The 17,888-nt window shown below is 60.3% G+C and carries 18 protein-coding genes and 1 pseudogene; 12 read left to right on the top strand and 7 right to left on the bottom strand.

The window, feature by feature from the left end; translation table 11 throughout:
- Positions 1–8 precede the first annotated feature (8 nt).
- Positions 9–1,775, top strand: a complete 1,767-nt coding sequence (locus ACT7DV_RS17315) for a DEAD/DEAH box helicase (RefSeq protein WP_444664478.1) — start codon at positions 9–11, stop codon at positions 1,773–1,775.
- A 544-nt stretch (positions 1,776–2,319) separates the two neighbouring features.
- Here the strand turns inward: ACT7DV_RS17315 and ACT7DV_RS17310 are convergent.
- From ACT7DV_RS17310 to ACT7DV_RS17300, 3 genes are all read right to left on the bottom strand, one after another.
- Positions 2,320–2,898: a dihydrofolate reductase family protein gene (locus ACT7DV_RS17310; protein WP_444664476.1), complete on the bottom strand. Its 579-nt coding sequence runs from the start codon at positions 2,896–2,898 to the stop codon at positions 2,320–2,322.
- A gap of 117 nt (positions 2,899–3,015) precedes the next feature.
- Positions 3,016–3,609 carry an isochorismatase family protein gene (locus tag ACT7DV_RS17305; protein ID WP_444664474.1) on the bottom strand — a complete coding sequence of 198 codons (594 nt, stop codon included), beginning with the start codon at positions 3,607–3,609 and terminating at the stop codon, positions 3,016–3,018.
- Between the two features lie 76 nt (positions 3,610–3,685).
- Positions 3,686–4,984, bottom strand: coding sequence for a nicotinate phosphoribosyltransferase (locus ACT7DV_RS17300; RefSeq protein WP_444664472.1), 1,299 nt, complete (start codon positions 4,982–4,984; stop codon positions 3,686–3,688).
- Between the two features lie 144 nt (positions 4,985–5,128).
- On the opposite strand from ACT7DV_RS17300, the gene clpS reads away from it, so the two are divergent.
- The 6 genes and pseudogenes from clpS (at position 5,129) to rdgB (ending at position 9,418) form a co-directional block, all read left to right on the top strand.
- Complete coding sequence (gene clpS / locus ACT7DV_RS17295; protein WP_444664470.1) at positions 5,129–5,413, top strand: ATP-dependent Clp protease adapter ClpS; 285 nt, start codon at positions 5,129–5,131, stop codon at positions 5,411–5,413.
- A 2-nt stretch (positions 5,414–5,415) separates the two neighbouring features.
- Positions 5,416–5,994 (top strand): DUF2017 domain-containing protein, encoded by a 579-nt coding sequence (locus ACT7DV_RS17290; RefSeq protein ID WP_444664469.1) that lies wholly within the window; start codon positions 5,416–5,418, stop codon positions 5,992–5,994.
- Between the two features lie 3 nt (positions 5,995–5,997).
- Complete coding sequence (murI, locus tag ACT7DV_RS17285; RefSeq protein ID WP_060701310.1) at positions 5,998–6,921, top strand: glutamate racemase; 924 nt, start codon at positions 5,998–6,000, stop codon at positions 6,919–6,921.
- Positions 6,918–7,712 (top strand): annotated as a pseudogene (locus ACT7DV_RS17280) (MBL fold metallo-hydrolase); the annotation flags it as partial. The gene murI and the pseudogene ACT7DV_RS17280, both read left to right, overlap by 4 nt.
- Positions 7,713–8,051: 339 nt before the next feature.
- A complete protein-coding gene (rph, locus tag ACT7DV_RS17275; RefSeq protein ID WP_444664466.1) occupies positions 8,052–8,786 on the top strand; it encodes a ribonuclease PH in 735 nt (244 codons plus the stop codon).
- Positions 8,783–9,418 carry an RdgB/HAM1 family non-canonical purine NTP pyrophosphatase gene (rdgB, locus tag ACT7DV_RS17270; protein ID WP_444664464.1) on the top strand — a complete coding sequence of 212 codons (636 nt, stop codon included), beginning with the start codon at positions 8,783–8,785 and terminating at the stop codon, positions 9,416–9,418. Before rph ends, rdgB begins: the two co-directional genes overlap by 4 nt.
- Before the next feature lie 92 nt (positions 9,419–9,510).
- On the opposite strand, the gene ACT7DV_RS17265 is transcribed toward rdgB, so the two are convergent.
- From ACT7DV_RS17265 to ACT7DV_RS17255, 3 genes are read right to left on the bottom strand one after another with little or no spacing between them, the layout of a single operon-like run.
- Complete coding sequence (locus ACT7DV_RS17265) at positions 9,511–11,247, bottom strand: CotH kinase family protein (protein ID WP_444664463.1); 1,737 nt, start codon at positions 11,245–11,247, stop codon at positions 9,511–9,513.
- Between the two features lie 7 nt (positions 11,248–11,254).
- Positions 11,255–12,028, bottom strand: a complete 774-nt coding sequence (locus tag ACT7DV_RS17260; protein ID WP_444664461.1) for a polyphosphate polymerase domain-containing protein — start codon at positions 12,026–12,028, stop codon at positions 11,255–11,257.
- The gene (locus ACT7DV_RS17255) at positions 12,025–12,642 is read right to left on the bottom strand and encodes a DUF4956 domain-containing protein (protein WP_444664459.1); all 618 of its coding nucleotides are present in this window, start codon (positions 12,640–12,642) and stop codon (positions 12,025–12,027) included. The genes ACT7DV_RS17260 and ACT7DV_RS17255 overlap by 4 nt, the downstream gene beginning before the upstream one ends.
- Positions 12,643–12,969: 327 nt before the next feature.
- Here ACT7DV_RS17255 and ACT7DV_RS17250 point away from each other — a divergent pair, with 327 nt between their 5' ends.
- From ACT7DV_RS17250 to ACT7DV_RS17230, 5 genes are all read left to right on the top strand, one after another.
- Positions 12,970–13,329 carry a GntR family transcriptional regulator gene (locus ACT7DV_RS17250; RefSeq protein ID WP_146274889.1) on the top strand — a complete coding sequence of 120 codons (360 nt, stop codon included), beginning with the start codon at positions 12,970–12,972 and terminating at the stop codon, positions 13,327–13,329.
- A 29-nt stretch (positions 13,330–13,358) separates the two neighbouring features.
- A complete protein-coding gene (locus ACT7DV_RS17245) occupies positions 13,359–14,273 on the top strand; it encodes an ABC transporter ATP-binding protein (protein WP_444664457.1) in 915 nt (304 codons plus the stop codon).
- Entirely contained in the window at positions 14,270–14,965 is a 696-nt protein-coding gene (locus tag ACT7DV_RS17240) for a hypothetical protein (RefSeq protein WP_444664455.1), read from the top strand. The genes ACT7DV_RS17245 and ACT7DV_RS17240 overlap by 4 nt, the downstream gene beginning before the upstream one ends.
- 181 nt (positions 14,966–15,146) lie before the next feature.
- Positions 15,147–15,644, top strand: coding sequence for a hypothetical protein (locus tag ACT7DV_RS17235; RefSeq protein WP_444664454.1), 498 nt, complete (start codon positions 15,147–15,149; stop codon positions 15,642–15,644).
- Between the two features lie 209 nt (positions 15,645–15,853).
- Positions 15,854–16,855: an exonuclease domain-containing protein gene (locus ACT7DV_RS17230; protein WP_444664453.1), complete on the top strand. Its 1,002-nt coding sequence runs from the start codon at positions 15,854–15,856 to the stop codon at positions 16,853–16,855.
- A gap of 70 nt (positions 16,856–16,925) precedes the next feature.
- Here ACT7DV_RS17230 and ACT7DV_RS17225 read toward each other — a convergent pair whose 3' ends face one another.
- Positions 16,926–17,864 (bottom strand): ADP-ribosylglycohydrolase family protein, encoded by a 939-nt coding sequence (locus ACT7DV_RS17225; RefSeq protein ID WP_444664451.1) that lies wholly within the window; start codon positions 17,862–17,864, stop codon positions 16,926–16,928.
- Positions 17,865–17,888: the final 24 nt, after the last annotated feature.

Below are 17,888 nucleotides of genomic sequence, written 5' to 3'. Positions count from 1 at the left end.
AAAGGTATATGACCGAGACACTCTTTGATTTTGGCGACAAGCTTCCACTGGAAGACAAGCTCCCCGTAGCGTATCCGGAACGTGCAGCCTGGGGAACCGGGCCCAAGCTTCGCGCTTGGCAGGCCGAGGCCTTGGCCCAGTACTTTGAAACCGAGCCCAGGGACTTCATGGCCGTGGCAACACCTGGCGCAGGCAAGACCACCTTCGCGCTGCGCCTGGCCAAGGTGCTGATCGACTCCGGCAAGATCAACCGCATGATCGTTGTTGCCCCGACCGACCACTTGAAAAAGCAGTGGGCCGACTCGGCTGCACGCGTGGGTATCGCCCTGGACCCGAATTACAAGAACTCTGATGGGCGCCATGGCTCGCACTACATGGGCGTGGTCGTGACCTATGCGCAGGTGGCCTTGAAGCCAGCGGTGCACCGCGCCAAGACCGAGAATGCCCGCACCCTGGTGATCATGGATGAGGTGCACCACGCAGGTGACGCCCTGTCCTGGGGCGATGGCATCCGCGAAGCCTTTGAACCAGCAACACGCCGCTTGGCGCTGACCGGAACGCCGTTCCGCTCGGATGCCGCGCCGATTCCCTTTGTGCAGTACATCGACGAGGGCGACGGGATTCGCCGTTCCAAGGCCGACTACACCTATGGCTACGGCAACGCGCTAGCCGACCACGTGGTTCGTCCGGTGCTCTTCATGGCCTACTCGGGCAATATGCGTTGGCGCACCGCTGCCGGCGAGGAAATGGAAGCCAACCTCGGCGAGGGGTTCACCAAGGATGTCACCGCCCATGCCTGGCGCACGGCGCTGGACCCCCATGGCGACTGGATCCCTTCGGTGCTGCAGGCAGCTGACCGGCGGTTGTCAGAAGTGCGCCGCACGGTCAAGGACGCTGGCGGGCTCGTTATCGCCACCGATCATGAAGATGCCCGCGGATATGCTGCCCAGCTTGAGGCCATTTGCGGGGAGAAGGTCACCACCATTCTTTCCGACGATCCCAAGGCGTCGCAGAAAATTGACGACTTCTCCGCCTCCGAGGCCCGCTGGATGGTGGCCGTTCGCATGGTGTCCGAAGGCGTCGACGTGCCTCGGCTCTGTGTTGGCGTCTACGCCACCAGCACCTCGACTCCATTGTTCTTCGCCCAGGCTGTCGGGCGCTTTGTGCGAAGCCGCAAGCGCGGTGAAGTTGCCAGCGTCTTCCTGCCCTCGGTGCCGATCCTGATGGCCTTGGCCAATGAGATGGAAGTCGAGCGCGACCATGCCTTGGACAAGGAAGGCTCCAAGGACGAAGACGGCCTGGACGATTCCCTGCTCGAGGAAGCCAACAAGGAAGACAAAGCCAGCGACGATCTGGTGCGCAACAAGTTCGAGGCGCTCAATTCCCAGGCTTCTTTTGACCGGGTGCTCTTTGACGGCGGGGAATTCGGCACCGGTGCTGATATCGGCAGCGATGAAGAACTCGGTTTCCTCGGCATTCCAGGGTTGCTGGAAACCGATCAGGTCTCCGAGTTGCTGCGCAAGCAGCAGAGCAAGCAGATTAATCGGGGCGGGACCAAGCCTGAACCGGTTTCGGATCACCGGCGGATGATGGATTTGCGCTCCAAGCTGTCCAAGAATGTCTCGGCGTGGGCTGCCCGCACCGGGATGCCGCACGGTCAGGTCCACAACAAGCTGCGCAGCGTGTGCGGGGGACCAGCGGTGCCGCAGGCTACCGCGGACCAGCTGCAGGCGCGCATCGACAAGTTGCAGGACTGGTTCGTCGGTCGCAAATAGGAACCTTGAGAGAACCAGGCGCCACAATTCAGGCATGCCCAAAGGGTATTATCGGCTGATGCCCAGCGCTATCGTGGAGATCGTGCCCGGGCAGCAGCGGCATATCTAGACCCCGCGAACCGATGGTCGGCTTGGTTCCCGGCAACACCGCAGCGCCATCCTTGCCTGCATCCGGGAGTTGGAAAGCAGGGACGCCGGTCCGCTGACCGCGACATGCACCGGAATTGAGGTGGTCATCTCGGTCATCGCAGGCATGACGATATTCGGCGATGTTGCGTGTCCCGGACGGGGGAGGCTGCAAGTTCGCGACTCTGATCGTGTTGACGGGGTGCGGGCTGCGACGGGCTTTCTTGCATGGCGCTGATCCGAACGCGGTCGGAAAGCAAAAGGCAAAAAAATCCTCGAATGGCGGCCGGGGCATGGATAAATTTTAGGTGACCTGCAGTGCGAAGGTTTTCCAGGCCTTGGATTTCCCGGCTTGAGCACTGTTCCCGGTCATCAAGACTGTTCGGCAGCACCGGGTGCCCGGTCGATTTCGAGCAGCTCAAACACGATCGTAGGTCAAGACCCGCACACCTGAGTCCAGTGCTGTTTCCCCGCTGAGGCGGAAGGAATGGATCTGGAACGGGCCGTTGAACAGCGGGATGCCCGAACCGATGATCGAGCTGTGCTGTTTGAGCACGAGGCGGTCGATTTCCGGAAGCAGGCTGTGCGCCAGGGTTCCGCCGCCCACCAGCCAAAGGTTTTTGCCTTCCTCCGATTTGAGCTCGCGAACCCGTTCCAGTGCCTGGCCCCGGACCACTTCGATGGATGGATCCTCGGCCGTGAGCGTAGTTGAGAAAACCAGATGGCGAAGGTGCGGATAGGCATTGCTAAGCCCGGCGGCCAACCCGACTTCGTAGGAAGCCCGGCCTTCCAGCACTGTGTCGAAGACATGGCCTGGACCGCTGACGCCCAAGGCCTGGCGCGCTGGCGCAGGCAGAGTCTCGGGGTATTGCCCGACGATGAAATCGATGTCGCTCTTGGTAACCGGAAAATACGGTTCTCCGCTGGGATCGCCGCCATCTGGGCCGGCAATATAGCCGTCTAGTGTCGAGGCCACGTAGTACACGAGCTTTCGCATGTTCATCCCTTCTCCGGACATCACCTGTGCCCTCAGCATGCCATACACTGGCCGCCGGTCAAGCGCATTGCCCAGTGCAGGGGCTAGGATGCGGCCTTGGCCGCTAGTGGGCCAGTATCAGCCGAGGCTCAGAACGGTCACGCCGGAAGCGCGGAGTTCATCGTGGACTTCTGGCAGCATTTCAGGGCTGACTGCAGCGGTCAATGGCGAAATCACCGTAGTGGCAAGTCCTTCGGCCGCGGCATCCAGGGCGGTGGCGCGTACGCAATGATCCGCGGCGAGACCCACGATATCTACTGCGGTAATGCCACGGGCGGCCAGCCAGGGCGCCAAAAGCATGCCGTTCTCGTCTCCGAGCGGCGCCGATGGATCCAGCTCGCGTGCTTCGAAGCCCGAATACGCAGCGGTATAACGGCCCTTGGCGAAGCGGGCATCGACCGGTATTTCCCGGAGCAGTGGATGCAGTGCCGCGCCATCGGTGCCTGCGACGCAATGCACCGGCCACGAATCAACAAAATCGGGCGATGCGGAAAAATGGGATCCAGGATCAATGTGCCAGTCCTGCGTGGTGACAATGGCCGAATAGCTTTGGCGGCGTTCGGCCACGTCGCTGGCGATGGCCGCAGCTACGGCGTTTCCACCGGTTACGGGCAAGGCCCCGCCTTCGCAAAAGTCAGGTTGCAGATCAATGATCAACAGGGCTCGGGTCATAGCGTGCTCCTTGAGGCGGGCCGGCGATTCCACGTGAGGAAAGGTTACGGCCCGCAACTGAGATTTTCGTGTGTTTTCAGTCCTGGATCATGATCGTTGGGATCACTGGCTCGCCGCGCTGCAGCTTGCGGGCTATGCCGGGCAGTTCCTGGGTTGAAGCACGGTGTCGTTCGGTGGCCTTGTGGACTCCTGCTGCACCCGTGTACGACATGTCGATCTCCCCATTGACCACCAGCGGCACCACCAAGTCGCGCTCTGGGCCTCCGGTGGTGTGCTCGGTGGTGGAGACAATCTCGGCCACGGCGCGGTCGCGGTCATTGAGCTGTCGCACCGCGTGCTTGCGCCCGCCGACGCTGGCCTTGTTGGCGGCAGCCTTGGCCACCGGGATCCAGCTGCCGGCATCATCCTGTCGGGCCACCAGCTTGTAGACCATCGAAGCGGTGGGGTGCCCGGAACCGGTGACCAGAGCGGTGCCCACGCCATAGGCATCAACCGGCGCGCTGGCCAATGCGGCAATCGCATACTCGTCCAGATCGGAAGTGACGGTGATCTTGGTGTTCCAGTTGCCCAGGTCATCGAGCAGCTGGCGCACCCAGCCGGCCTGCTGCACCAGGTCGCCTGAATCCAGCCGGACACCGCCCAGTTCAGGGCCGGCGACCTCGACGGCGGTGCGCACCCCGTTCTCGACATCATAGGTATCCACGAGCAAGATGGTGTCCTTGCCCAGCGACGCCACCTGGGCTTCGAAGGCTGCCCGCTCGGAATCATGCAGCAGCGTGAACGAGTGGGCGGAGGTGCCCACGGTCTTCAGCCCATAGCGCGCGCCGGCTTCCAGATTCGAGGTCGAGGTGAACCCGGCGATCATCGCAGCGCGAGCGGCGGCGACAGCCGACTCTTCATGGGTGCGGCGCGAACCCATTTCAATGCAGGGGCGATCCCCGGCCGAAGCGATCATGCGCGAAGCCGCCGAGGCAATGGCCGAGTCATGGTTCATGACCGACAGCAGGTAGGTTTCAATCACACAGGCTTCGGCGAAGGTGGATTCCACGGTCAGCAAGGGCGAATTGGGGAAGTAGAGCTCGCCTTCGGCGTAGCCGGAGATATTTCCGCTGAAACGGTAGTTTTCCAGGTATTTGATGGTCTGCGCGTTCACCACCCGGTGATCGGAGAGGAAGCGGAGCTGTTCCTCGTCGAACTGGAAGCCGACCAGTCCTTCCAGCAGGCGGCCGGTGCCGCCGACTACGCCGTAGCGTCGACCCTCTGGCAAGCGCCGTGCGAAAGCTTCGAACACGGATGGGCGGTGGGCCGCACCGGACTCGAGGGCCGCCTGAAGCATGGTCAACTCGTAGTGGTCGGTGAAGAGGCTGGTGCGCATGGGACGCTCCTGGGGATCGAAAAAAGTATCAGCGGTGGTGCTGCACGTTCTGGCAGACCGGTTTTACTGTATAACGCCTCACGCTGAAGGTGATATTTACCGTGTCCTGCGTGGCGTTCAGAATCCACGCGTAAAATAGGGATCATGACCGCAATGCCCGATGTACTTCCCGAAATGGAAACAGCCGCCACCAACGAAAAGCCCTGGCGCTTGATCGTGTGGAATGACCCGGTGAACCTGATGAGCTACGTGGCTTATGTGTTCCGTTCCTACTTCGGTTTCAGCGCAGAAAAGGCCGAACAGCTCATGATGCAGGTGCACCATGATGGTTTTTGCGCCGTGCGCAGTGGCAGCCGCGAGGCCATCGAATCGGATGTCCAGGCCATGCACGGATTCGGGCTCAATGCGACCATGACCCAGGGGGCCTGAGCGTGGCGAAGGCCTTTAAAAACGGTGCCCACGGAATTACCGGCACCCTGCACTCGGCTGAGCGCAAGCTGCTCCGCGAGCTTTTCGGCGATGTGATCACCATGCTCGAAGAACGTGCCGAAGTGCATCGGCTGCCCGAGGACATCGACCCCTTGTACGCACTGACCGGGATGCGTCCCGAGTCGATGGATTTGCCTCCGGTCTCCGATCCGGCGCTGGCCAAGCTTCTGCCCGATGCCAGTGATGACCCGGTGGTGGCTGCAGAGCACCGGCGGCTGACCGAAGCGGACCTGATTGCGCAAAAATCCGGCCGGCTGCGCGAGGCCCAGTTCCTTCTGGAAACCGACAAGATCGTGTTGGACAAGGACAAGGCGCAGCGCTTCGCCCAGGCGCTGAACGATGTCCGGCTGGTTCTGGCCGAGCGCCTGGCGATCCGCGATGAGCAAGATGCCGCACGGGTTTCCGAGATGCTGGATGCCGCCGACGTTGAAACTCCCGAAGAGTACCTGGCCTTGGTCTACAACCTGGTTTCGTGGGTACAAGATACGTTGATGGGTGCACTGATGGATGCGGAGTCCTGATCGATGAATTCCTATTTTGCCACCGGCCAGGTTTCAGTTCCCGACTCCGATACGCCTATCGGCATTTTCGATTCCGGGGTCGGGGGATTGACCGTCGCCCGCGCGATTATCGACCAGCTGCCCGGCGAGTCGCTGATCTATGTGGGGGACACCGCTAATTCCCCCTATGGCCCGTTGCCTATTGCCCAGGTGCGGGCCAACGCCTTGGGCGTCATGGACGAATTGGTGGATGCCGGCGTGAAGCTGCTGGTGATCGCGTGCAATTCAGCTTCGGCCGCAGTGCTGCGCGATGCCCGTGAACGGTACACTGCCCGATACGGAATCCCGGTGGTGGAAGTCATCCAGCCGGCCGTGCGACGTGCGGTGGCCGGCTCCAAGAATGGCAAGATCGGGATCATCGGAACGCAAGCCACGGTGGGCTCGCGCGCCTACGAAGACGCCTTTGCCGCCGCTCCGAACTTGCAGGTGACCTCGGTGGCGTGCCCGCGATTCGTAGAGTTCGTGGAATCCGGCATTACCGCAGGAGCCGAACTACTGCAGATCGCCCAGGAGTACCTGGCGCCGTTGCAGGAAGCAGGCGTGGATACCCTGATTCTGGGATGCACCCACTATCCGCTGCTGACCGGCGTGATTTCCTATGTAATGGGTGATGGCGTCACATTGGTTTCCAGTGCGGAAGAAACAGCAAAGGATGTTTTCCGTGCCTTGACGCGGCATTCGCTGGTGCGCGAAGACGGCATCGCGGCGCGTCATGAGTTCCTTGCCACAGGCAACGCTGATAGTTTTGGTGTACTGGCTCGCCGTTTCCTCGGACCCGAGGTGTTGCAGGTGCGCCACGTGGACCATGTGGCCGCCCACTACCCGACCGGCGCTATTGCGCGGATTACTCCGCAAATGATCGCCGCGTCGAAAGCGAGAAACGAATGAAGCTGACCATCATTGGATGCACCGGGTCGTTCCCGGGACCGGGGTCACCCGCGTCCTGCTACCTGGTGTCGGCCTTTGATGGCACGCGCGACTGGAGGATCCTCCTGGATCTAGGCTCCGGCGCGCTGGGTGTTTTGCAGCGCTACACGGATCTCAAGGACATTGACGGGATCATGATTTCCCATCTGCACCCGGACCACTGCATGGACCTTTGCGGCTTGCACGTTGCGATCCGCTGGGATCCGAACGGCTGGGGCCGCGACCGGATGCTGGTGCACGGTCCCGAAGCGACCGCAGACCGAATCGAAACTGCCTATTCCTTGCCCGAGGGCGACACCATGGCCAAGGATTACGACTTCCAGGTTTGGCAGCCGAATAAGCCAGTGAAAATCGGTCCATTCACCATCACCCCATATCCGGTGCGCCACCCGATCGAAGAAGCCTACGCCTTGCGCGTGGAGGCCAGTGAACCCGGCCCGGACGGTGAGCTGCTGACCAGCGTACTGACGTACTCGGGCGATACCGACACCTGCGATGGCCTGGTGGAAGCGGCCAAGGACGCCGACATGTTCCTCTGCGAGGCTGCCTTTGAAGAAGGCCGCGATGACCACATCGACGGGGTGCACCTGACCGGCAAGCGAGCCGGCGAGATGGCCACGGCTGCTGGCGTTGAACGCATGCTCTTGACTCACATTCCCGTCTGGACCGATATCAACAAGGTCGTCGAGGAAGCCAAGGGAACCTATAACGGCGGCATTGCCGTGGCGGTATCCGGCGTGACCTACGGCGTCTATTCGGGCAGCCTGAAGGAAGAAAAGGACCCCACCCTGTTCAAGGGGGAACGCGGTACCGATTACCTCAAGACGCGTACCGGAACTTTGCCGACCATCTCTTATGAAAAGACGCGCAAGTTCCCGCTGCTCAAGCGCAAGAAGTAGAGATCCAGCAAAAGAACAGCGCCATTGAATCGGCAACTCAGATTCGAAGGCGCTGTTCTAGTGTTTCTGCACGACCCATCGCACCAATTCCCGGAGGCTGGCGATGAAGCAGAGCGCCGGCGAGGTGCATTTCACCGTAATGCTAGGGCCATCTCGTGAAATTCTGGTCTCCAGCGTGGTTAGGATGGAACCATGACTTTACGCGCTGACGGCCGAGGAGCCGCGCAACTTCGAGACATCACCATCACCCGCGGCTGGTCCGCCCAGGCCGAAGGTTCTGCACTGATTGAATTCGGCAGCACCCGGGTACTGTGCACCGCTTCGTTCACTGAAGGGGTGCCGCGCTGGCTCAAGGGCCAGGGCACCGGCTGGGTCACCGCCGAATACGCCATGCTGCCGCGTGCCACGAACACCCGCAACTCCCGCGAATCGGTCAAGGGCAAGCTGTCCGGACGCACCCACGAGATCTCGCGCCTTATCGGACGCTCGCTGCGCGCAGTAGTGGATACCAAGGCGCTGGGCGAAAACACCATCGTTCTTGACTGCGACGTGCTGCAGGCCGACGGCGGCACCCGTACCGCGGCAATCACCGGCGCCTATGTGGCATTGGCAGAAGCCATTTCCTGGGCCCGTTCGCAGGGCATCGTGAAGGAAAACGCCAAGGTGCTCACCGACTCGGTCGCCGCCATCTCCGTCGGCATCATCGACGGCACCCCAATGCTTGACCTGCCGTACGAGGAAGACGTCCGCGCCGAGACCGACATGAACGTCGTGGTCACCGGTTCCGGCGACTTCGTCGAAGTTCAGGGCACCGCCGAAGGCGTGCCATTCAAGCGCTCCGAACTGGATTCGCTGCTTGATCTTGCCTTGGGCGGAACCAACGAGCTGGCACAGATCCAGCGCGACACCTTGAAAAACAGCAAATGAGCCAGCCCGTTCTAGTTCTCGCTTCGCATAACCAGGGCAAGCTGCGTGAGCTTCGCGAATTGCTGCGCGGACAGGTGCCAGGCCTGGATGTCGACACCCAGGTCATTGACGCCGCCACTGCGGGGGCCACGGATCCGGTCGAAGACCAGGTGACCTTCCAGGGCAACGCGCTGAAAAAGGCCCGTGAAATTGCCGCGTCCACTGGACTGGTTGCGCTCGCCGACGATTCAGGCTTGAGCGTCGACGTGCTCGGTGGCGCGCCGGGCATTTTCTCGGCTCGCTGGTCCGGTGTCCACGGAAATGACGAGGCAAATATCGACTTGCTGCTCGCGCAGCTTGGCGATATCGCCGCTGAGCATCGCGGAGCGCAGTTTGTCTGTGCCGCCGCTTTGGCAACTCCTCAAGGCGGCGAGCACGTTGAGCTGGGTCAGGTCGAGGGCCTGCTGCGTACCGAACGTGCCGGCGAGCATGGCTTCGGGTATGACCCCATCTTTGAACCGGCCGGGGCGGGCAAGTCGATGGCAGAGCACACGCCGGAAGAGAAGAACGCGATCTCGCATCGCGCTCGGGCATTCGCTGCCTTGCTGCCTGCGATCGTGGCGGCCGTGAGCAAGGCCTTGGAGAACAACTGATTTTCACCGCATAACGCCAGCTGGCACCTCCCCTCGTGGAAAGTGCCAGCTGGCGTTTGCCATGCCCGGCCAGGCTGCCGAGCTGCCCGGTATCAGGAATTGGAAGTCGTTGAAGCGCTAGGCGTTGCTTCATCTTCTTCGGTCTTTGGAGCGGTAGTGGGCTGCTGGGAGCTTGGGGTGGATGACTGCGCTGGATCCGAAGTGAAATGCGAACGGATGGCGTCCGCTTCGCTGCTCACCGTTTCTGAATCGATCAGGTCGCTGGCTTCGTTATTCAACAGCGTGGTCCACTTGTCTAGGATTTCCTCGGCGGTGCCGGATTCATAGAGCTTGTCTGCCAGCTCGGTCTTGGCAGCTTCATACTGTGCCTTGAAGTCTTCATCCGCCAGGAACCGGGTCACCAGCGGGTTGGATTTCCCGCCCATCGACTTGCCGCCGTTTTGGCCGCCTGCAGGATTGTCCTTGGTGGCCTGCGTCGTGTCGCCAGTGGCTTTGGTGTCGTCCGTTGATTTCTGCTCTGGGGGAGCCATGGTCCCATCGGGCGCGCCACCTTGGCCATTCATCCCAGGCCGCTGCCCGCCGCCGCCGAAGGACAGGCCATCTGGCATGTCGCCTTTGGCCAGATCCTTCAGCACGTCGATCAGTTTGGTGCCGTCTTCCAAAGTCATCTGTTCGGGGAGCTCGACGCCGTCAGGAACCGTTCCTGCCTCGATTTGCTTCTTGGCATCGGCGAGCTTCAAGCCGTCCGGCAACATGCTGGTGAGCAATGAATCGGCATCCATCTTGCCGGGCTCATCTCCGTTGCCGCCACCCATTGGGCCGCCGCCGCCCATCCCGCCTGGGCCAGAACCGAAGGAAAGGTTCTGATCCCACGCGACTACCGTCATCTTCTTTGTGGCTGCGTCATATCGCAGGAATGAGTTGTTGCCCGGTCCGTCAATGTCGTCGGTGTTTGACACCAGATCCTGCATGGCCAAGTATGTTGCGAACTGGCCGGTGTCCAGGTAGTCCGATAGCTGGCTGGAGAAATCTTCATCCGACGAGTTGTTCACAAAATCCAGGAACGTGGCCACCGGCGTGAGATCGTCCGCCCCGGATTCCACTTCAAAGGCAGATTCATAGTCGCTGGCTGCCCCTCCGCGGTAGGAGTAGTCGCCATCGGCATCGGCCTTGTAGGTGATGCCCTCGCCATCAAAAGTCTCTTCGCTGTAAAGCTCATCGGAGGGGTTGTCTATGACCAGGCGCAGTTCGGCATCTGAACCGTTCAGCGAGAAGCGAGTGGCCGCCGCATGCTCGGTGGCAAGGCCCGCTTCTCCAAGAAGTTCAAGGGCCACGGCCTCATTCAGCGAGGATTCGCTGGAATTGGTCCTGATGACAAACTCTGTTCGTCCCGAATAGCTCTGGTTGGCTTCGAACTTGTCCAGCCGCAGAATCCATGGCAGCGATGCGGGATCCGAAGATTCGTCAGCGCCGCGAAGAGTGGAGTTCCCCTTCAGCTTCATGCCCACGTTTTTGAATGTTGTCCCGTCAATGGTGACCTCGGCGGAAATCCAATCTTTTGTTCCGTCAGCCGCATAGGCCTTCAGCGCGGCGGTGATGTCGTCGGGTTCAGCGCTCACACTGATCTCATGTACGGAATCTGCGTTGAAAAATGCTGCTGTTTCGGTGCTGATATCGGTGTTCACGACACTCTGCGCCGACGCTGCATTGGTGCAACCTGCAAGTGCCAGTGCGGCAATGGAGAATGATGCGACGGCAGTCATGGCCCGTGGGGTTCTGAATCCGAATTGGCGCGGGGACTGCGCCCGGTGGCGGGGTGAGTCAATCATGATGCTCCTAAGGATGCAGGGATACTGCGGTGGATAGTTTGTGCTTGGTTGTCTTATGCCAGCGGTTGGCTGGAAGATGCTGGTGGATCAAGCTCATTCCGGTGGCAAATTTTGAGATCCGAGATGGTCGAATCTGGAGGCTCCAGAGCAATTTGTCGGCTGGGCCGGCGTTCAGGGCCGATTTAGTTTCAACGATGATTTCGTTGCATTCGAGGCGGAACCCGGTCTGTGGCTCCGTCCAGATCAGGTTGTTGTCCACGGTGACGCGGCTGTTCGATTGAGGCAGGTACAAGGTGGTGCGGGAGTAGGACGAATCAATGACCGGAGTGAGTTCAGCTGGTGCGATGGGGCAGGTTCCCAGCTCGTGCTCCAGAGTCTCGTGGATGTATTCCAGCGATTCTCGGCCCAGCGCACTACGGGCTGCAAAGGGGTGTTCGATTCGTTCCTTCACCGTCTGTTCGCGGGCGCCTTCGGTTTTCACCTCCAGGTAGCACTGTTCGGTATCCAGGTAGCTTCGGGTGCGAATCTTGAAGCGGCGCCGGCGCGGATGCGCTGCCAGGTGAAAGCTGGCCAGATCAGGGGTATCGAAGTACACCGAGGTGTAAGCCGATGCACGGCGCCCTTCGATGGACAGGACCAGTGCTTGCTGCGCCAAGAGCGGGAGGACGTCCCGGGCCTGCTGCTGGGTCAGGATGTATTTTCGGTCTGTGCGGGTCTGGAGCGCGGCGGCTTCATTGAGTTCATCGAGGCTTATGGTTTCCAGCTGGTCGGTGAAATTCATCGTGTCTGCTCCGTAATGACTTCGTGGTTCTCGACGGTGCGTGATGACGGTTGTTCAACGAGGCCGATTCGTGGGGCTGAGAACCGAACCTTGACGATTGTTTTGTCGTTGACCAGGTCCAACTGCTGGATCACAGCCTGGTGAATCGTGGCTCCATTGAGGAGCAAGCCGAGGTGGGCATGGAGCTCTTCATCGTTGGCGATGGCCCGGTCCAGGATGACTTCCTGATGGCGGTAAGTAGGCAGGACCTTTGCGTGGTCGGCTACGAGCATCGCGATCAAGATGAGGCCCACCAGTGCCAGGGGAAGCCAGATGGGCGTTGGGCCCATGCCGGTGATCAGGCCGATGGCCAGGGCCGAGAAGTAGTAGGCGATTTCGTGCTGTTCCAGTTCAGTCGAGCGCAGGCGGATGATGGAAAGAACTCCGAAAAGTCCCATGCCCAGTCCGGCGCTGACGGTGCTGCCGGCCAAGGCGGTCGCCACGGCGAACACTCCGATGTTGATTCCGATGTAGGACACAGCCAAATCCCGGCGCCGATGACGGCGAAGGTAGAGGCCGAAAGTAAGGATCAAAATGGCGGCCACGTCGGCGGCCGCAAAAAGCAAGATGTTCATGGAGTTCCTTGTAGTTCTTCGAAAAGGGGGCTGTCATAAGTCTTGAATTGATTGCTGTGCGGTTCGTAGGGCAACCTCATGTAACAGCTAAGGGGCAGGTCAAGCGCCACTCGTTGTCCGGAAAAGCCATGCTTTCTGGGTGTTGAAAATCGCGGAATAACGCGAATTTTCGACGTGAATTGGGAATTTGTATGCATTCATTATGAGAATGCCCAGAAGACCAAACCATCAGCACTTGTGCTTTGCTGGACTAGGTTCTATGGTTAGTTGCATGAGTAACTAACCCACTAACTCGAGTGGTGGGAGCGAACATGGAGAGGAGCCGGCGTGATCGATGATTCGAAACCTATTTTCATGCAGATCGCTGAGCTGATTGAGAACGACATCATCTCTGGTGTTCTAGCTGAAGAGGCGCAAGTGCCATCCACCAACGAATTTGCGGCTTTCTATCGAATTAATCCAGCCACCGCAGCCAAGGGCATTAATCGACTGGTAGAAGACGGGCTGCTCTACAAGAAGCGGGGGATCGGCATGTTTGTGACCCAGGGTGCTCCACAGCGGCTGCGCGGCGCGCGCCGTGAAAAGTTCCAGCAGCAATTCATTGCTCCTCTTACCGCCGAGGCTTCCAAGCTCGGCATCGGCGTCGACGAACTGGTCGCCATGATCAAAACCGGTTCGGATACCTGAAACTTCATCACTAGGCAGGGAGGAACGGCATGACACAATCAACTGCAATCGCCACCCGCGAGCTGACCAAGACCTACAAGGACGTCAGGGCGCTGGACAACATCAACCTGGATCTGGAACCCGATCGGATCTACGGTCTGCTCGGGCGCAACGGCGCTGGCAAGACCACCCTGATGTCCATCTTGACCGGGCAGAACTATCCGGACCACGGCTCCGCCCTGATCTTCGGGCATGAGCCATTTGAGCATGATCCAACGCTCTCGCGCATCTGCTTCATCCGCGAATCCCAAAAGTACCCAGAGGACTTCAAAGTCCATCAGGCTTTCACCGCGGCGGCAATGTTCTTCGAGAACTGGGACGAGCAATTGGCGCAAAATCTGGTTCAGGACTTCGGTCTGCCGACCAAGCGCCGGATCAAGAAACTCTCGCGGGGCCAGCTTTCCGCAGTGGGCGTCATCATCGGCATGGCCTCACGCGCCGAAATTACCTTTTTCGACGAACCATACCTCGGTCTGGATGCTGTGGCCCGGCAGGTTTTCTACGACCGCCTGGTTGAGGACTTTGCCGAATGCCCGAGAACCATCGTGCTTTCCAGCCACCTGATCGACGAGGTCGCGAACCTGCTTGAACATGTCATCGTGATCGACAAAGGCCGGATTGTCATCGACTCCGACGCTGAAGACCTGCGCGGCGCGGCCGTGACGGTGACCGGCGAGGCGGCCAAGGTCCAAGAATTCATCGGCGCTGCCACGGTGCTGCATCGCGATGGGCTCGGTGCGCTATCCAGCGTCACCATCAGAGCTGATCTGGACGCAGGCCGTCGGGAGCAGGCGAAGCTCATGGGACTGGATTTGAGCCCGGTCTCGCTGCAGCAATACGTAGTGCGCAGCGCCTTGAGCGATGCAACCGCAGCAACAAGCGACAAGACGGAGGCCCGGTCATGAACCGCACCATCAAAGTTGCCCGAATGCAGCTGATAAACAAGGCTACCTTCATCGGCATTCCACTGATGATCCTGGTCAGCGCCTTCCTCTTTACGCTCGCCATCTGGTGGCTGGTCCGCCGCAATGGCGGTGACGGCGTGCTCTATGGCGGTGGCGCCCAGGCACCGATGTGGTACTTTCTCGCACTCGGTATCCAGGCTCTGACCATGACCTTCCCCTTCTCCCTGGGGATGAGCATTTCGCGGCGGACTTTCTATGTCGGAACTGTGGCATTATTTTCCGCCTGTGCCTTGGCGCTCTCGGTTTTCTACTACCTCATGGGACTCATTGAAACCGCCACCGGAGGCTGGGGCATGGACGGACGATTCTTCGCCATGCAGTGGATCGCCGACAATAGCTGGTTCATTCAGATCATGTTTTATTTCGTGCTCATGGTCTTGCTGTTCATGATCGGTTTCCTGATTGCCACGATCTATATGCGTTGGCGGCAGGCCGGCATGGTGGTATTCTTCACCGCCCTTGGGCTTTTGACCTTGGGGGTCATTGCGATCTTCACGTTCACTGAATTCTGGGGTCAGTTCTGGGACTGGGCACTGACCTGGACCGCAGCCGGGGTCACCCTCTGGGGAGGCGCGGCCGCCGTGCTGCTGGCCACAGGATCCTATGTCACGCTGCGCAAGGCCACAGCCTAGGCCAGAGTCAATCACACGCCGCCCGGTTTCTGTTTCCTGAGGACAAGAATCGGGCGGTGTTTGCCGCAGCTCTTGGGACTCGGCCACCGGGGATTGAACCTTGCTATTCTTTTTGCAACTCAGGACGATTGCCAGCCGGCCGGCCATGTCGTCCCCTTCCCGAGCACGAAGGAGAACTTGAATGAGTACCCGAGCCACTGGAACCCGTGCAGCCAACGGGGCATTGGAACTTCGACGAAATTTTTCCCAGGCTCCGGGTGAATTATGGAAATATCTCGTCGACTCGGAATGCCTGGCACTCTGGTTCGGTTCGTGGAGCGGGAATCCGTACACTGGCGCCGTTGACATGGTGTTGCTGGCTGAAGAAGGCCGCCCTAGTGCGCGCGTGGAAATCCTGGAGTGCGACAGGACTGGTTTCGTCCTGAAAGTGCGTACAGGAGAAGGAAGCCAAACCTGGCAACTGGAACTATTCATTGAAACGTCGGTCGACGGCAGCGAGCTGATCTTCCAAATGCCGGGAATCGACCCGGCGATGGCCGGGTCCGTGGGCCCGGGCTGGGAGTTCTATCTTGATCGGCTGGCAATGGCGGCCGCAGGAGGCGACCCCGCAGGTGTTGTTTTCGAACCCGATTATTATCCGGCACTGAGCGGCTACTACGACCAGCTCTTTCGCCCATGAGCCTGCAGTGTTTGCGGACCGGCCCGATCCGGTCCTTCACTATGTGATATGTCCTGCTTGCTGTGCACCTCTTTGGCCGCATTTCGACAGATTATTGCAGGTCAAGGGCGGACAGAAGGCTCCAGATCGGCTAATGAGCGGCCGCGGCTCGGATAGCTTGGGTGGGCACGGATGCCGAGAGCACCGCATAAGGGAGTAAGCTGTTGGGCGTGGCATTGGACTTCACAGCAGTAGATTTTGAGACAGCAAACGGTTTTATCGGCTCCGCCTGTTCGGTGGGCCTGGTCAAAGTACGTTCCGGAATAATAGTTGAAACCGAGCAGTGGCTTATGAAGCCACCGGCAGGTTTTGACCACTTCGACCCCCGCAATGTGTCGATCCACCACATCACCCCGGACATGGTCATCGACTCGCCACGAGTCACGCAGAAGCTTCCGGAGTTGCTGGACTTCATCGGCTCGGATGTACTGGTAGCCCATAATTCTTCTTTTGACTCCGGCGTGATTCGCGCCGCTTCGGAGGCCAGCGAAATCCCGGTCCCGGAAATTGCGCACCTGTGCACCGTGAAGCTCTCCCGCAAGGCCTATGACCTGCCCAGCTACTCCCTGCCTTTTGTGGCTGAAGAAGCCGGGCATCCCATCGATAATCACCACGAAGCGCTCGCCGACTCCACCGCATGTGCGTGGGCCATGATCGATATGGCTGAACGCAGCGGTTTGGAATCCCTGCTGGAAACGGCAGACCACTATGGCGTGCGCCTGGGACTCACCTCAGCATGGCAACCGGGCGACGAATACTCGCGAGCTACCCGTGATGCCCAGGGATGGCTCGCCTCCGGCCACCCGCTGCCGCCACAGGACGCGTTCAATAACTGGCCTCAGGAAGGGCCGAACCCGTCGCCAAATCTTCAGGCGGATCCGGGGCATCCGCTCTACGGGCAGATCATGGTCTTCACCGGCAATTTGGCCCTGCCGCGTCCGCAAGCCAAGGAACTTGCCGCCGAACACGGTGCGCAGACCGCATCGCGGGTTACCCGCGCAACCACCGCCCTGGTTGTCGGCGACGGATTTGTCCCGCAGGACCTGGCCAACGGCCGGTTGACCAACAAGGCCAAGCACGTTTTGCGCCTGCGCGAAAAGGGCCAGAAGGTCACGATCATTTCCGAAGGCGAATTCATGCAAATGGTTGGCGGCTTCGGGCTGACCGCCTAGCTCCAGCATGAAAAACGGCGATGGCCGGCTCATCAGAGCCGGCCATCGCCGTGATTCGTTAGGTCTTGCGCTAGACGAGCAGGGCCATCCAGCGATCATGCAATTCCGAGATAATGTCATCCAACGCGCTGGCTGGACGTTCGCCAACAGCTTCGGTGCCATAGACGGCCGCCAGCAGGGCCACCGCGTAGGCATCAACTTCAGGGTCCCGATCCTCCGGAGCTGAAACGGCTGGCTCAGGAGCAGCCGAGACGTCGGACTCGGCCGGTTCTGCCTCCGTGTTGTCGCCAAAGTACGCGTTGTAGGCATCTTCTGGCGACAGCGAAATATTTTCGCGAACTTTGGATACCACCGCGCGCAAGGCTTCGGCCGATGGGCCTTCAAGCTCAGCCAGCAGGCCGTCCCACTCGCTGGCCGACTCCTCGGAGCGTTCCATGGCCGAGCGAATGATCCTCGCTGCGGCTACGGCAGTTTTGGCTGCCTGGGTATCGTGGGTCAGGAAGGCGGCCGAACGAGCCAGGGTTTCCGTAGTGCCCAGCGGCACGCGGGCCAGCAGCGCAGTGATCGCAGCGCGGGGCAAGACCCCGGTGGAGTCGGCATCGGCGCCTGTCGGGCGGCCTGGCTGTCCCATATCGGCGCTGTTCAATCCGGAGATATTCTGCGGATCGCCGTCAGCGATTTTCTCGAAGATCTCCACCTTGGGAAATTCCTTATCGATCCAGCGGCCCAGCGGTTCGGGCGCGCCGGCGGGGAAAGTCCCGGTGAGTTTCTTGTAGCTGCGCAGCGCGGCAAGCCACATGCAGGCTGCCTCGTCGCTGGCAACGCCATCACGAGCCCACTCCAACGCTTCCAGCAGGCCGTCGGCCAAGTAGAGGGGGAGGATTTCGGTGGCGCCGGGGTCGATGTCGTCACGGGCGTGGGTTGCGCCGTCGGCTAAGCCGAGGAGGATCGCAAACACCTTGTCTGAGTAGTTCTCTGGCAGGAGTGCAGATTCACCGGTTTCATTCACAGCTCCATTCTAATGTCCAAGTTG

Origin of the sequence: Glutamicibacter sp. TV12E, from assembly GCF_052441935.1 — a bacterium.
Lineage (GTDB): Bacteria > Actinomycetota > Actinomycetes > Actinomycetales > Micrococcaceae > Glutamicibacter.
This window is presented reverse-complemented; position numbering and strand designations above follow the sequence as displayed.

Excerpts from the sequence above, each read along its gene's own strand:
- murI (WP_060701310.1), top strand. The coding sequence starts at position 5,998 with ATGAATTCCTATTTTGCCACCGGCCAGGTTTCAGTTCCCGACTCCGAT.
- ACT7DV_RS17235 (WP_444664454.1), top strand. The coding sequence starts at position 15,147 with ATGAGTACCCGAGCCACTGGAACCCGTGCAGCCAACGGGGCATTGGAA.
- rph (WP_444664466.1), top strand. The coding sequence starts at position 8,052 with ATGACTTTACGCGCTGACGGCCGAGGAGCCGCGCAACTTCGAGACATC.
- ACT7DV_RS17260 (WP_444664461.1), bottom strand. The coding sequence starts at position 12,028 with ATGAATTTCACCGACCAGCTGGAAACCATAAGCCTCGATGAACTCAAT.
- ACT7DV_RS17300 (WP_444664472.1), bottom strand. The coding sequence starts at position 4,984 with ATGCGCACCAGCCTCTTCACCGACCACTACGAGTTGACCATGCTTCAG.
- ACT7DV_RS17305 (WP_444664474.1), bottom strand. The coding sequence starts at position 3,609 with ATGACCCGAGCCCTGTTGATCATTGATCTGCAACCTGACTTTTGCGAA.
- ACT7DV_RS17255 (WP_444664459.1), bottom strand. The coding sequence starts at position 12,642 with ATGAACATCTTGCTTTTTGCGGCCGCCGACGTGGCCGCCATTTTGATC.
- ACT7DV_RS17265 (WP_444664463.1), bottom strand. The coding sequence starts at position 11,247 with ATGATTGACTCACCCCGCCACCGGGCGCAGTCCCCGCGCCAATTCGGA.
- ACT7DV_RS17245 (WP_444664457.1), top strand. The coding sequence starts at position 13,359 with ATGACACAATCAACTGCAATCGCCACCCGCGAGCTGACCAAGACCTAC.
- rdgB (WP_444664464.1), top strand. The coding sequence starts at position 8,783 with ATGAGCCAGCCCGTTCTAGTTCTCGCTTCGCATAACCAGGGCAAGCTG.
- ACT7DV_RS17315 (WP_444664478.1), top strand. The coding sequence starts at position 9 with ATGACCGAGACACTCTTTGATTTTGGCGACAAGCTTCCACTGGAAGAC.
- ACT7DV_RS17310 (WP_444664476.1), bottom strand. The coding sequence starts at position 2,898 with ATGCGAAAGCTCGTGTACTACGTGGCCTCGACACTAGACGGCTATATT.
- clpS (WP_444664470.1), top strand. The coding sequence starts at position 5,129 with ATGACCGCAATGCCCGATGTACTTCCCGAAATGGAAACAGCCGCCACC.
- ACT7DV_RS17240 (WP_444664455.1), top strand. The coding sequence starts at position 14,270 with ATGAACCGCACCATCAAAGTTGCCCGAATGCAGCTGATAAACAAGGCT.